General features: G+C 73.9%; 3 protein-coding genes. All 3 read right to left on the bottom strand.

Features of this window, described 5'->3' with window-relative positions:
* Positions 1–31 precede the first annotated feature (31 nt).
* Complete coding sequence (locus JQN83_RS22480) at positions 32–9,076, bottom strand: type I polyketide synthase (RefSeq protein WP_208569126.1); 9,045 nt, start codon at positions 9,074–9,076, stop codon at positions 32–34.
* Between the two features lie 46 nt (positions 9,077–9,122).
* Entirely contained in the window at positions 9,123–14,573 is a 5,451-nt protein-coding gene (locus tag JQN83_RS22475; RefSeq protein ID WP_208569125.1) for a type I polyketide synthase, read from the bottom strand.
* 295 nt (positions 14,574–14,868) lie between these two features.
* A complete protein-coding gene (locus JQN83_RS22470; protein WP_307799575.1) occupies positions 14,869–15,141 on the bottom strand; it encodes a flavin reductase in 273 nt (90 codons plus the stop codon).
* Position 15,142: the final 1 nt, after the last annotated feature.

Raw genomic sequence — 15,142 nt, 5'->3', positions numbered from 1 at the left:
ATTCCCGGACGGCGCCGACGGAGCGGACGGATCATGAGGTGCCGAACTTGCTGTCGATGAAGTCGAAGAGGTCGTCGTCGGAGGCGGTGTCGAGATCCTCGGTGACGCTGGCGACCTCGGCCGGGCGTTGACCGGCGGTCCACGCGGCGAGCATGGTGCGCAGCCGCTCCCCCACCCCGGCCCGGGTGCTCTCGTCGAGCGCGGCGACCGCGTCGGCGTCCAGGGTGGACAGCGCCGCCTGGAGCCGGTCGAGGTCGTCGAGCAGGGTGACGCCCCCGGCGTCGGCGGGCACCAGCTCGGTGAGCAGTTGCTGGGCCAGCTCGGTCGGGGTCGGGTAGTCGAAGACCAGCGTGGCGGGCAGCCGCAGCGCCGTCTCGGTGGTGAGGCGGTTGCGCAGCTCCACGGCGGTCAGCGAGTCGAACCCGGCCTCCTTGAACGCCCGCTCCGGGTCGACGTCCGCGCCGGAGGCGTACCCGAGGACGGCGGCGACCTGGTCGCGGACCAGCGCCAGGACGGTGTCCAGGCGGTCCGGTGACGGCATCGCGGCGAGCCGGCCGGCGAGGTCGGCGGTCGCGGCGACCGGGGCGGCCGGTTCGGCCTCGGGTTGGGCGTCGGGCAGCGCGGCCAGCAGCGGCCGGGGCCGGGCCAGGGTGTAGACCGGGGTGAACCGGGTCCAGTCGATGTTGGCGACGACGAGGTGGTTCTCGTCGTGGTCGAGGGCCTCCCGCAGCGCCCGGACGGCGAGCCGGGGTTCCATCGGCGGGGTGCCCTGCCGGCGCAGGTGCGCGGTGGCCTCCCCGTCGGCCATCCCGCCGCCGGCCCAGCTGCCCCAGGCGACCGAGGTGGCGACCGCACCCCGGGTCCGCCGCCGGTGCGCCAGCGCATCGAGGTACGCGTTGGCCGTCGCGTACCCGGCCTGCCCGGCGCTGCCCCACACCGCCGCACCCGAGGAGAACAGCACGAACGCGTCCAACGGCCGGTCGGCCAGCAGCTCGTCGAGGTGCACCGCGCCGAGCACCTTCGCCCGGCACACGTCGGCGAACTCCGCCACGCTGGTCTCCGGCAGCGACCTCTCCTGGTGCAGCACCCCGGCGGCGTGGAACACGGCGGTCAGCCCGTCACCGAGGTCGGCCAGGAGCGCGGCGACCGCGTCCCGGTCCGCCACGTCGAGGGCGACGACCTCGACACCCGGATGCCGGGCCATCAGCTCGGCCGCGCCGGGGGCGTCCGGGCCGCGCCGGCTGGCCAGCACCACCCGGTCGGCACCCTGGTCGAGCAGCCATCCGGTGAGGTGCGCGCCGATGCCACCGGTGCCGCCGGTGACCAGCACGGTGCCGGTGGGCGTGTAGCGGCGTTCGGCGTTGCCGGCGGCAGGCCAGCGGACCAGCCGTCGGGCCAGCACCCCGGCGGTACGGACGGCCACCTGGTCCTCCGCACCGGCGGCGAGGACGTCGGCGAGCCGCGCGACGTGCTCGTCGGTCCAGTCGGTGGGCAAATCGACCAGGCCACCCCAGGAGTGCGGGTACTCCAGGGACAGTACGGTGCCGAGGCCCCAGAGCGCGCCCTGCGCGGGGTGCGGCAGGTCCTCGAACCGGTCGACGGCGATGCCGCCTGCGGTGAGGCACCAGATCCGGCCGGCGAAGTCGGTGGCGGTGAGGGCCTGGATCAGCGCGACGGTGTCGGTGACGCCGACGGAGAGCCCGGCGTCGGTGGGGTCGGGGGTGTCGTCGAGGGCGAGCAGGGACAGCACCCCGGCGGGGGTGTCCCCGGCGGGCAGCTCGGTGCCGGTGACGGTGACGACGTCGGCGCCCCGGTCGGCCAGTCCGGCGGCGAGGGCGGTCACCCTCCCGTCACCGGTCGACGCGGCCGGTACGACGAGCCACCAGGTGCCGGTGAGTTCGCCGCCGTCGGGAAGCTCGGTGGAGCGCCACACCACCCGGTAGCGCCAGTCGTCCACGGTGGCCGCGTCCCGTTGCCGGTCGCGCCAGGCGGCGAGGCCGGGGAGCACCTCGGTGACGACACCGGGGGTGACGCCGAGACCGTCGGCGAGCAGATCGGTGTCGCCCCGGTCGACGGCGTCCCAGAACCCGCCGTCGGCCTCGTCGGTGCCGGTGCCGGCGGTGGTGTCGGGCTCGATCCAGTACCGCTGGTGCTGGAAGGCGTAGGTGGGCAGTTCCACCTGCCGACCACCCGGGTTGACGGCCGCCCAGTCGAGGTCGACGCCGGTGGTCCACGCCTGCGCCATCCCGGCCGCGTACCCGGTCACCTGGTCCCGGTCCCGGCGCTGCAACGCGATGGTCACCGCGTCGTCGACGCTGTCGGCCACCATCGCGGTGAGCACACTGTCCGGCCCGATCTCCACGAACCGGGTCACCCCACGGGCCGCCAGCGCGGCCACCGCGTCAGCGAACCGCACGGTCCCCCGCACCTGACCCTGCCAGTAGGCCGCCGAACCCAGGTCGTCGTCGGTAGCCAGGTCACCGGTCGCAGTAGACACCAGCGGAACGTTTGCCGGACTGGCGGTGACCCCGTCGACGACCTGCCCGTACTCCGCGAGCATCGGGTCCATCAGATGCGAATGGAACGCATGCGACACCCGCAACCGACGCGTCTTCACCTCAAGCGACGCCTCCAACGCCGCAATCTGCTCCTCGGTCCCCGACACGACCACCGCACGAGGTCCGTTCACCGCCGCGACGTCGATGTCACCGAGATCCAACTCCGCCAGCGGCGCGGCGATCGCCAGCATCGCCCCACCCGCCGGAAGGGCCTGCATCAGACCACCCCGAGCCGCCACCACCCGACACGCATCCGCCAGCGACCACACCCCCGCGACATGCGCGGCAGCCAACTCACCGATCGAATGCCCGGCCACGAAATCCGGCTTGAGACCCCACGACTCCGCCAGACGGAACAACGCCACCTCAACCGCGAACAACGCCGGCTGCGTCCACCCCGTCTGATCCAACACACCATCCGGGTCGGTGAACATCACCTCCCGCAGATCACCGTCGAGCAACGGCCCGAAGGCGGCACACACCTCATCCAACGCAGCAGCGAACACCGGGAAAGCTGCCGCCAGCTCACGACCCATCCCCACCCGCTGCGCACCCTGACCGGTGAAGAGGACCGCCGTACGACCGCCGGTCACCCGACCCGACAGGCCGCTGCCTGAGGTCAGGGCCTCCAGGGAGGCGGCCAGCTCGGCGGCCGTACCGCCGACGGCGACGGCCCGGTGATCCAGGGCCGCCCGACCGGCGGACAACGAGTGCCCCACGTCGACCGGCCGTTCCTCGGTGCGGAAGTCCCGCAGGCGGGCGGCCTGCTCGGCCAGCGCACCGGCGGACCGGGCGGACAGCGGCCAGAGCGCCACCGGCGGCTCGGGGGTCGCGGCCGGTGCGGTGGGCTCGGCCGGCGGGGCCTCCTCCACGATCACGTGGGCGTTGGTGCCGCTGATCCCGAACGACGACACCCCCGCCCGGCGGGGGCGGTCCCCGGCCGGCCAGTCGACCGGTTCGGTGAGCAGCCGTACGTCACCGGCCGCCCAGTCGACCTGCCGGGACGGCGTCTCGGCGTGCAGGGTGCGCGGCAGGGTGCCGTGCCGCATCGCCATCACCATCTTGATCACACCGGCCATGCCGGCGGCGGCCTGGGCGTGACCCATGTTGGACTTGATCGAGCCGAGCCACAGGGGGCGGTCCCGGTCCCGACCGTAGGTGGCGAGCAGCGCCTGCGCCTCGATCGGGTCACCGAGGGTGGTGCCGGTGCCGTGCGCCTCGACCGCGTCGACCGCGTCGGGGGTGATCCGGGCGTTGGCCAGCGCCGCCCGGATCACCCGCTGCTGGGCCGGCCCGTTCGGCGCGGTCAACCCGTTCGACGCACCGTCCTGGTTCACCGCCGAACCCCGGATCAACCCGTAGACGCGGTGCCCGTTGCGCTGCGCGTCGGAGAGCCGCTCCAGCATCAGCACCCCGACGCCCTCGGCCCAGCCGGTGCCGTCGGCGTCGTCGGAGAACGACTTGCACCGGCCGTCCGGGGCGAGCCCCCGTTGCCGGCTGAACGCCACGAACGGGGTGGGGTTCGACATCACCAGCACCCCACCGGCGACGGCGGTCGCGCACTCCCCGGCCCGCAGCGCCTGGCTGGCGAGGTGCAGTGCGACGAGCGACGAGGAACACGCCGTGTCGATGGTCATCGACGGCCCTTCGAACCCGAACGCGTACGACACCCGGCCGGAGATCACCGACGCGGAACTGCCGGTGCTCAGGTACGCCTCCGACTCGGCGGGGGCGAGACCGAGCAGGTCACCGTAGTCCTGGGCGCCGGAGCCGACGAACACCCCGACGGGGCTGCCACGCAACGCCTCCGGGTCCAGCCCGGCCCGCTCGACCGCCTCCCAGGTGACCTCCAGCATCAGCCGCTGCTGCGGGTCCATGGCGATCGCCTCGCGGGGCGAGATGCCGAAGAACTCGGCGTCGAACGCGCCCGCCTCGTAGACGAAACCGCCGGAGCGGACGTAGCTGGTGCCCGGCTGGTCCGGGTCGGCGTCGAAGAGGGCGTCGGAGTCCCAGCCCCGGTCGACGGGGAACGCGCTGATCGCGTCGGTGCCGCTGTCGACGAGCCGCCACAGGTCCTCCGGGGACCGGACGCCGCCGGGGTAGCGGCAGCTCATCCCGATGATGGCGATCGGCTCGTCGGGGTCGGACCCGCCGACGCCGGACGCGACGGGGGTCGGGGCGGCGGTGCCGACGAGTTCGTCGTACAGGTGGCGGGCCAGCACGGCGGGGGTCGGGTGGTCGTAGACCATGGTGGCCGGCAGGCGCAGCCCGACGGCCGCGCCGAGGGCGTTGCGCAGCTCCACCGCGGTCAGCGAGTCGAACCCGAGTTCCCGGAACGGCCGCTGGACGTCCACGGTGGTCGCCGCGTCGTACCCGAGGACGGTGGCGACCTGGGCGCGGACGGTGTCCAGCAGGTACGGCAGCCGCTCGGCGTCGGGCAGCCCGGCCAGCACGGAGGTGTCGGTGGGCGCGGTCGGGGCGGCGGCGGCCGGGGTCTGCTGGGCCTCGGGGAGCGCGGCGAGCAGCGGCCGGGGCCGGGCCAGGGTGTAGATCGGGGTGAACCGGGCCCAGTCGATGTCGGTGACCACGAGGTGGCTCTCGTCGTGGTCGAGGACCTGCCGCAACGCCCCGAGGGCGAGGCGCGGCTCCATCGGCGGGGTGCCCTGCCGCAGGAGTTGCCCGGTGGCCTCGTCGTCGACCATCCCGCCGCCACCCCAGGTGCCCCAGGCCACCGAGGTGGCGGTCAGGCCCCGGCGGCGGCGCTGGTGGGCCAACGCGTCGAGCCAGGCGTTGCCGGTGCCGTAGGCGGCCTGCCCGGCGCTGCCCCAGACGGCCGCGCCGGAGGCGAACAGCACGAACGCGTCGAGCGGCCGGTCGCCGAGCAGGGCGTCGAGGTGGGTCGCGCCGAGGACCTTGGCCCGGCACACGGCGGCGAAGTCGTCGAGGTCGGTCTCGCCGAGGGGTGCCGGGTCGTAGAGCACCCCGGCGGCGTGGAAGACGGCGGTCAGGTCGTCGCCGATCCCGTCGAGCAGCGTGGCGACCGCGTCCCGGTCGGCCACGTCGCAGGCGACGACCTGGACGCCGGGCAGGCGGGCGGCCAGGTCGGCGGCGCCGGGGGCGGCGGGGCCCCGCCGGCTGGCCAGCACCACCCGCTCGGCGCCCTGGTCGAGGAGCCATTCGGTGAGGTGCGCGCCGATGCCGCCGGTGCCGCCGGTGACGAGCACGGTGCCGGTGGGCGTGTAGCGCCGGTCGGGGCTGCCGGCGACGGGCCAGCGCACCATCCGCCGGGCCAGCACCCCGGCGGTACGCAGGGCGACCTGGTCCTCGCTGCCGTCGGCGAGCACGTCGACGAGCCGGGTGAGGGTGTCGGGCGTCCAGTCGGCGGGCAGGTCGACCAGGCCACCCCACCAGCCGGGGTAGTCGAGGGAGAGCACCGTGCCGAGACCCCAGAGGCCGGCCTGTGCGGCGTGCGGCAGGTCCTCGTACCGGTCGACGGCGACCCCGCCGGTGGTCAGGCACCACAGCCGACCGGTGATGTCGGCGGCGGCGAGGGCCTGCACCAGGCGTACGGTGCCGGTGACCCCGGCGGACAGCCCGGCGTCGTACGGGTCCGGGGTGTCGTCGAGGCCGAGCAGCGAGACGATCCCGCTCGGGGTGCCCCGGCCGGCGAGCGCGTCGGTGCCGGTAAGCAGGTCGGTGCCGGTGAGCTTGGTGACGGTGGCGCCCCGGGTGGCGAGCGCGTCGGCGATGGCGGTGACCCGGGGGTCGTCGGTGAGCGGGTCCGGGGTGACGAGCCACCAGTCGCCGGTGAGTTCCGGCCCGGCGGGCAGGTCGGTGCCCCGCCAGACGACCCGGTACCGCCAGTCGTCGGTGACGGTGGCCGGGGCGGCGGTGGGGGCGGCCAGCCAGTACCGCTGCCGGGCGAAGGCGTAGCTGGGCAGGTCGACCTGCCGACCGCCCGGGTTGACGGCCGCCCAGTCGAGGTCGACGCCGGTGGTCCACGCCTGCGCCATCCCGGTGGCGTAACCGGTGACCTGGTCCCGGTCCCGGCGCTGGAGCGCGATGGTGACCGCGTCGTCGACGCAGTCGGCGACCATCGCGGTGAGCACACTGTCCGGCCCGATCTCCACGAACCGGGTCACCCCACGGGCGGCCAGCGCGGCCACCGCGTCCGCGAACCGGACCGTGCCCCGCACCTGACCCTGCCAGTACCCGACCGAGCCGAGTTCGTCGTCGGTGGCGAGGTCACCGGTCGCGGTCGATACCAACGGGATCGCCGCCGGATTGGCGGTCACTCCACGGAGGACCTGCCCGTAGTCGGCCAGCATCGGGTCCATCAGATGCGAATGGAACGCATGCGACACCCGCAACCGACGCGTCTTCACCCCAAGCGACGCCTCCAACGCCGCGACCTGCTCCTCCGTGCCGGAGACAACCACCGCACGGGGGCCGTTCACCGCCGCCACGTCGATGTCACCGAGATCCAACTCCGCCAACGGCGCAGCGATCGCCAACATCGCCCCACCGGCCGGAAGGGCCTGCATCAGACCACCACGGGCCGCGACGACACGGCAGGCATCCTCCAGCGACCACACCCCCGCGACATGCGCGGCGGCCAACTCACCGATCGAGTGACCCGCCACAAAATCAGGCTTCAACCCCCACGACTCCGCCAGACGGAACAACGCCACCTCAACCGCAAACAACGCCGGCTGCGTCCACCCCGTCTGATCCAACACACCATCCGGATCGGTGAACATCACCTCCCGCAGATCACCACCCAGCAACGGCCCGAACGCCGCACACACCTCATCCAGGGCAGCAGCGAACACCGGGAACGCCGCCGCCAGCTCGCGACCCATCCCCACCCGCTGCGCGCCCTGACCGGTGAACAACACCGCCGTACGACCGCCGGTCACCCGACCCGACAGGCCGGTGCCGGCGACCAGGGCGTCGAGGCCGGCGGACAGCTCGGCCCCCTCCCGGCCGACCGCCACCCCCCGGAACTCCAACCCGGCCCGGCCCGCGCCGAGCGAGAACCCGACGTCCACCGGACGCGCATCGGTGCCGGCGGCGAACTCCGCGATCCGGGCGGCCTGGCGGGTCAGCCCCTCGGGGGAGCGTCCCGACACCGGCCAGAGGGTGACCGGTGGCGTCGGTCCCGCCGCGACGGCCTCCACGGGGGGTGCCTGCTCGACGATGAGGTGCACGTTGGTACCGCTGATCCCGAACGACGACACCCCGGCGCGGCGGGGCCGGTCCACCGCCGGCCAGTCGACCTGTTCGGTGAGCAGCCGCACGTCACCGGCGTCCCAGTCGACCTGCCGGGACGGCGTCTCGGCGTGCAGGGTGCGCGGCAGGGTGCCGTGCCGCATCGCCATCACCATCTTGATCACCCCGGCGACCCCGGCGGCGGCCTGGGCGTGCCCGATGTTCGACTTGATCGAGCCGAGGTAGAGCGACCGCTCCCGGTCCCGGCCGTAGGTGGCCAGTACCGCCTGCGCCTCGATCGGGTCACCGAGGGTGGTACCGGTGCCGTGCGCCTCGACCACGTCCACGTCGGCGACGGAGAGCCGGGCGTTGGCCAGCGCCGCCCGGATCACCCGCTGCTGGGCCGGCCCGTTCGGCGCGGTCAACCCGTTCGACGCACCATCCTGGTTCACCGCCGAACCCCGGATCAACCCGTAGACGCGGTGCCCGTTGCGCTGCGCGTCGGACAACCGCTCCAGCACCAGCACCCCGACGCCCTCGGCCCAGGCCGCGCCGTCCGCACCGTCGCCGAAGGAGCGGCAGCGGCCGTCCGGGGACAGTGCGCGTTGCCTGCTGAACTCGACGAACAGCTGTGGGGTGGCCATCACCGCGACCCCACCGGCCAGGGCCAGCCCGCATTCCTCCTTGCGCAGCGACTGGCAGGCCAGGTGTACGGCCACCGACGACGACGAGCAGGCGGTGTCGACGGTGATCGCCGGCCCCTCCAGGCCCAGGTTGTAGGCGACCCGACCGGAGACGAGGCTGCCGGAGGTGGTGCTGTCGACGTAGTCGTGGTGCATTACGCCGACGAAGACGCCGGTGGCGCTGCCCTTCATGGCGGTCGGGTCGATCCCGCCGTACTCGAACGCCTCCCAGGCCGCCTCCAGCAGCAACCGCTGCTGCGGGTCCGTCTCCACCGCCTCCCGCGGGCTCATCCCGAAGAAGCCCGGGTCGAAGTCGGCGGCGTCGTAGAGGAAACCGCCGTGCCGGGTGTAGCTCCTGCCGGGTTTGCCGGGCTCCGGGTCGTAGACGCCGTCGACGTCCCAGCCCCGGTCGGTGGGGAAGCCGGAGATGGCGTCGGTGCCGTCGGCGACGAGCCGCCACAGGTCCTCCGGCGACCGGACCCCACCGGGGTAGCGGCAGCCCATGCCGACGATCGCGATCGGCTCCTGGTCCCGGCTCTCCACCTCACGCAGCCGCCGGTTGGCCTGTTGCAGTTCGGCGGTGGCGCGCTTGAGGAAGGTCCGGAGCTTGTCGTCGTTCGCCATCGTTCACACCAATCTTTCCCGCGCCGGAGGTTCGTCGAGACTGCCGTCAGGAGATGCCGAGCTCGTTCTCCAGCACGTCGAACAGTTCCTCGTCGGTGGCGGACTCGTAGTCGTGCGGGGTGTCGTCGTCGGGGCGGCCGGCCCGGTCCTGCCAGCCGCGCAGCACCGCCTCCAGCCGGGCGGTCAGCCGGGCGTGCTCGTCGCCGGGCACCTCGGCCAGGGCCTTCTCCAGCCGGTCGAGGTCGGCGAGGACCGCACCGGCCGGGTCGGCGTCGGGCACCACCAGTTCGGCCTTGAGCGCGCGGGCCAGGGCGGTGGGCTCGGGGTGGTCGAAGACGAGGGTGGCGGGCAGCCGCAGCCCGGTGACGGTGCTGAGCACGTTGCGGAACTCGACGGCGGCGAGGGAGTCGAAACCGAGGTCCTTGAACGCCCGCCCGGGTTCCACCGACGCCGGGCCGGGGAAACCCAGCACGGCGGCGGCGTGCGTGCGGACCAGGTCGAGCAGCAGGGTCTCCCGGTCGGTGTCGGAGAGTCCGGCGAGCCGCTGCGCCAGCGGGGGGCCGCCGGCCGGCGCGGCACCGGCGGTGGGCCGGGCCGGGGTGCGGACCAGGCCGCGCAGCACGGCCGGCAGCGCGTCGGTGCGCCGCCGCAGCGCGTCCAGGTCGACCCGCACCGGTACGGCGGTGGCCCGGCCGGCGGCGACGGCCGCGTCGAACAGCTCCAGTCCCTCGTCGGTGGTCATCGCGGGCATCCCGAGCCGGCGCATCCGGTGCAGGTCGGCGTCGTCGAGGTGACCGCCCATCCCGGTGCCGGTGGCCCACAGGCCGAAGGCCAGCGAGGTCGCGGGCAGTCCGTCGGCGCGGCGGCGTTGGGCGAGCGCGTCGAGGAAGAGGTTCGCGGCGGCGTAGTTGCCCTGCCCGGCCCCGGCCACCCAGCCGGCCGACGAGGAGAACAGCACGAAGGCGGTCAGGTCGTGGTCGCGGGTGAGGTCGTGCAGGTGCCAGGCGGCGTCCACCTTGGGCCGCAGCACCCGGTGCAGTTGTGCGGGGGTGAGCGCGTCGACCAGGGCGTTCTCGGCGGTGCCGGCGGCGTGCACGACCGCGCCGAGCGGATGCCCGGCGAGCAGGGCGGCGACCGCGTCCCGGTCGGCGACGTCGCAGGCGGCGACCGTCACGTCGGCACCGGCGGCGGTGAGGTCCGCGACCAGTTCCGCCGCGCCGGGCGTGGCCGCGCCGCTGCGCCCGGTCAGCAGCAGCCGGCGTACGCCGTGCCGGGTGACCAGGTGCCGGGCGACGAGGCTGCCCAACCCGCCGAGGCCACCGGTGATCAGGACGGTGCCGTCGACGGGCCACGGGCTGTCGGCGGTGGTGTCGACGGGCAGCCGGGCCAGCCGGGGCACCAGCAGTTGCCCGTCCCGGACGGCCACCTCGGGTTCACCGGTGGCCAGGGCCGCCGCGAGGTGGGTGGTGCCGGGTGCGTCGGTGTCGACCAGCACGAACCGGCCGGGGTGTTCGGCTTCGGCGGCCCGGACCAGCCCCCACAGGGCCGCTGCGGCGGGGTCGACCGGGGTGTCACCGGCCCCGACCGCGTCCCGGGTGAGCAGGGCCAGCGTGCTGTGCGCGTACCCCGGGTGGGTGAGCCAGCGGTGCAGCAGCCCCAGCAGGCGTTCGGTGGCCTCGTGCACGGCGGCCGGCGGGGTGCCGGGCGGGTCCAGGGTGACCACGACGGTGTGGGGCGCGGGTTCGGGCAGTTCCGCGTCGATGTCGAGGGCGGTCCAGTCGTCGGTGGCGGCGGCCGGGGTGGGGACGGGCTGCCAGGTCACCTCGTAGAGGTGGCGGTGCCGGCTGCGGGCGGCGGCGCCGAGCGCGTCGGCGGCGACCGGCCGGGCCACCACCTGGTCGATGGTGGCGACCGGGTTGCCGTGCCCGTCGGCGACGGTGACGGCCAGTTTGTCGCCGGTGGCCGGGGAGATACGGATGCGCAGGGCGGCGGCGTGCGCGGCGTGCAGGGTGACGCCGCGCCAGGAGAACGGCAGTGGGGTGTCGCCCGCGCCCTCGTCGACCAGGTTGGCGTGCAGGGCCGCGTCGAGCAGCGCCGGGTGCAGCAGGAACCGGGGCGCGTCGGCGGCGGCCACCTCGGGCAGCGCCGCCTCGGCCCACACCTCGGCGGCGTCGCCGTCGCCGCGCCGCCACACCGCGCGCAGCCCCTGGAACACCGGCCCGTAGCCGTAGCCGTGGTCACGCAGCCGGTCGTAGAGGCCGTCGAGGTCGACGGGTTCGGCACCGGCGGGCGGCCATTCGGTGAGGTCGGCGGCGGCCGGGTCGGCCCCGGCCTGCCGGACCAGGACCCCTTCGGCGTGCCGGGTCCAGTCGGTCGCGTCGTCGGGCCGGCTCCAGATGCCGAGGGTACGAGTGCCGCTGTCGTCGGCGGCGTCGACGGTGACCCGCAGGGCCAGGCCGCCGTCGGTGGGCAGCACCAGCGGGGCGTTGATGGTCAACTCGTCGAGGACCGGGCAGCCGACCTGGTCACCGGCGCGCAGGGCGAGTTCGACCAGCCCGGTGCCGGGGACGAGGACGGTGTCGAAGACCGCGTGGTCGGCGAGCCACGGCTGGGCGGTGCGGGCGAGCCGGCCGGTGAGCACCACGCCACCGGTGTCGGGCAGGTCGACGACGGCACCGAGCATCGGGTGGTCGGCGGGGAACTGGCCGAGGCCGGTGGTGTCGCCGGCCCCGGGTGGCGCGTCGAGCCAGTAGCGCTGGTGTCGGAACGCGTAGGTGGGCAGGTCGATCTGTCGGCCACCCGGGTCGACGGCCGACCAGTCCAGCTCGATCCCACTGGCCCATGCCTGCGCCATTCCGGCCGCGTACGCCGGCACCTGGCCGTCGTCGTGCCGTTGCGCGCTGTCGTCGGGCTGCTGTGCCGGACCGGCCTGAGTGCGTCGACGGCGCTGGAGCGCGATGGCGGTGGCGTCTTCGACGCAGTCGGCGACCATCGCGGTGAGCACACTGTCCGGCCCGATCTCCACGAACCGAGTGACACCCCGGGCGGCGAGCGCGGTGACTGCGTCGGCGAACCGGACGGTCCCCCGCACCTGACCCTGCCAGTACCCGACCGAGCCGAGTTCGTCGTCGGTGGCGAGGTCGCCGGTCGCGGTCGACACCAGCGGGATCGCCGCCGGATTGGCGGTCACTCCGCGGAGGACCTGCCCGTAGTCGGCCAGCATCGGGTCCATCAGGTGCGAGTGGAACGCATGCGACACCCGCAGCCGACGCGTCTTCACCTCAAGCGACGCCTCCAACGCCGCGACCTGCTCCTCCGTGCCGGACACGACCACCGCACGAGGACCGTTCACCGCCGCGACGTCGATGTCACCGAGATCCAACTCCGCCAACGGCGCGGCGATCGCCAACATCGCCCCGCCCGACGGCAGAGCCTGCATCAGACCACCACGCGCGGCCACCACCCGACACGCGTCCGCCAGCGACCACACCCCCGCGACATGCGCGGCGGCAAGTTCACCGATCGAGTGACCCGCCACGAAGTCCGGCTTCAACCCCCACGACTCCGCCAAACGGAACAACGCCACCTCAACCGCGAACAACGCCGGCTGCGTCCACCCCGTCTGATCCAACACACCACCCGGATCGGTGAACATCACCTCCCGCAGATCACCACCCAGCAACGGCCCGAACGCCGCACACACCTCGTCCAACGCAGCCGCGAACACCGGGAAGGCGTCCGCCAACTCGCGACCCATCCCCACCCGCTGCGCACCCTGACCGGTGAACAGGACGGCGGTGCGGCCGTGATCGGCCCGACCGGTCAGGCCGGTGCCGGCGGCGAGGGCGTCGAGACCCGACACCAGTTCGGCCATGTCCGCGCCGATGGCCACGCCACGGCACTCCAGCGCGGACCGGCCGGCACCGAGGGTGAACCCGACGTCCACCGGGCGTTCGTCGGTGAGGAAGCCGCGCAACCGGTGGGCCTGCGCGGCCAGTGCGTCCGTCGACCGCCCGGACAGTGGCCAGAGCAGCACCGGCGGCTCGGTGGCGACGGGCACGGCCGAGCCGGTGGCCGCGGGCGGGGCGGGGGGTTCGGCCGGGTCGGTGGGCTCGACCGGGGGTGCCTGTTCCAGCACCACGTGGGCGTTGGTGCCACTGAGGCCGAACGACGACACGGCCGCCCGTCGGGGTCGCCCGGTGTCCGGCCACTCGACGGCGTCGGTGAGCAGCCGTACGTCGCCGGCCGTCCAGTCGACGTGCGGGGTGGGCCGGTCGACGTGCAGGGTGCGGGGCAGTACGCCGTACCGCATCGCCAACACCATCTTGATCACCCCGGCGACCCCGGCGGCGGCCTGGGTGTGGCCCAGGTTCGACTTCACCGAGCCCAGCCAGAGCGGCTGCTCCCGGTCCTGGCCGTAGGTGGCGAGGATCGCCTGCGCCTCGATCGGGTCACCGAGCCGGGTGCCGGTGCCGTGCGCCTCGACGGCGTCCACCTGGTCGGCGGTGAGCCGGGCGTTGGCCAGCGCGTCGGCGATGACCCGGCGCTGCGACGGACCGTTGGGGGCGGTGAGGCCGCTGCTGGCACCGTCCTGGTTGACCGCGGTGCCGCGGACCACGGCCAGCACCCGGTGCCCGTGGCGTTGGGCGTCGCTGAGCCGCTCGACCAGCAGCACCCCGACGCCCTCGGCCCAGCCGGTGCCGTCGGCGGCGGCGGCGAACGGCTTGCACCGGCCGTCGGCGGCCAGGCCCCGCTGGCGGCTGAAGTCGACGAACGTCTCAGGCGTGGCCATCACCGTCACGCCGCCGGCCAACGCCAGCGTGCACTCCTCGCGGCGCAGCGACTGGATCGCCAGGTGCAGCGCGACCAGTGACGAGGAGCAGGCGGTGTCGACGGTGATCGCCGGGCCTTCGAGGCCCAGCACGTAGGCGACCCGGCCGGAGAAGATGCTGCCGGTGTTGCCGTTACCGATGAAACCCTCCAGCTCGGCGGGCACCACCGGCAGCCGGCTGGAATAGTCGTGGTACATCAGCCCGGCGAACACTCCGGTACGGCTGCCGCGCACCGAGGCGGGGGCGATACCGGCCGATTCGAACGCCTCCCAGGACGCCTCCAGCAGCAGCCGCTGCTGCGGGTCCATGGCGATCGCCTCACGCGGGGAAATGCCGAAGAACTCCGGATCGAAAAGGGCGGCGTCGGAAAGGAAACCGCCGGTCTTCGCGTACGTCTTACCGGCCTTGGAATCGTCGGGATCGTAGATGTCCTCGACGTTCCAGCCCCGGTCGTCGGGAAAGTCGGAGACCGCGTCGGTCCCGTCGGCCAGGAGCCGCCACAACGCGGCCGGGCCATCCACGCCACCCGGGAAGCGGCAGCTCATGCCGACGATCGCGATCGGGTCGTACTCCCGGCGCTCGGCCTGACGCAACTGCCGACGGGCCTCACGCAGATCCGTGGTGGCCCGCTTCAGGTACCCGAGAAGCTTCTCCTCGTTCTCCATCTACGTCTCCCGCCACTAGCCCCAGCCGGGCAGACCCGGGTCAATATCGACTCACGGGTCAGCGCGGCGGCAATTGTCGAAACAGAGAGCTTCTTCGGGGATTGTTGGTTGTTCGCGATGACCCTACGGCGGCCCGGCGCACCACTAACCCCCTACCGCCCCCAGAGCGCCCCCTAGCCCGCGACGCTCCGACCTCGACCGTGGGCAGCCACTCTCCGGGTCACCCCGGCGGCGACTGGGGTGACCCGGAACCGCTCCGGCGGCCCGCCGGCGCGCCGGGTACGGGTGGAGGGGCTCAACCTCGGGCTCTCGCCCAGGACAGGAAGCGCTCGGTCATCCGGGTCGGCGGATGATCCGGATGGAGTTGAGTGAGCTGGTTCGTTGCCTCGATCATCAGGGCACCGAGGTACACGAGCAGGCCGGTGCGGTTGTCCCGGTACTCCAGCAGCAGGGAGAGCTTGGCCGGCTGGCAGGGCCAAGCACTGCCGCAACTGCGGCACCGCCACACCGGGCGCATGGCAACGTGCGGAACAGGTGGCCGGACCACCACGACGTCGACCTCCTTCACG

It is taken from the genome of Micromonospora antibiotica, from assembly GCF_017599305.1.
Taxonomy (GTDB): domain Bacteria; phylum Actinomycetota; class Actinomycetes; order Mycobacteriales; family Micromonosporaceae; genus Micromonospora; species Micromonospora antibiotica.
Note: the sequence above shows the minus strand (reverse complement) of the source record. Positions and strands in the feature narration are given on the sequence as shown.

Coding starts and splice junctions, on each gene's coding strand:
- JQN83_RS22475 (WP_208569125.1), bottom strand. CDS start 14,573: ATGGAGAACGAGGAGAAGCTTCTCGGGTACCTGAAGCGGGCCACCACG.
- JQN83_RS22480 (WP_208569126.1), bottom strand. CDS start 9,076: ATGGCGAACGACGACAAGCTCCGGACCTTCCTCAAGCGCGCCACCGCC.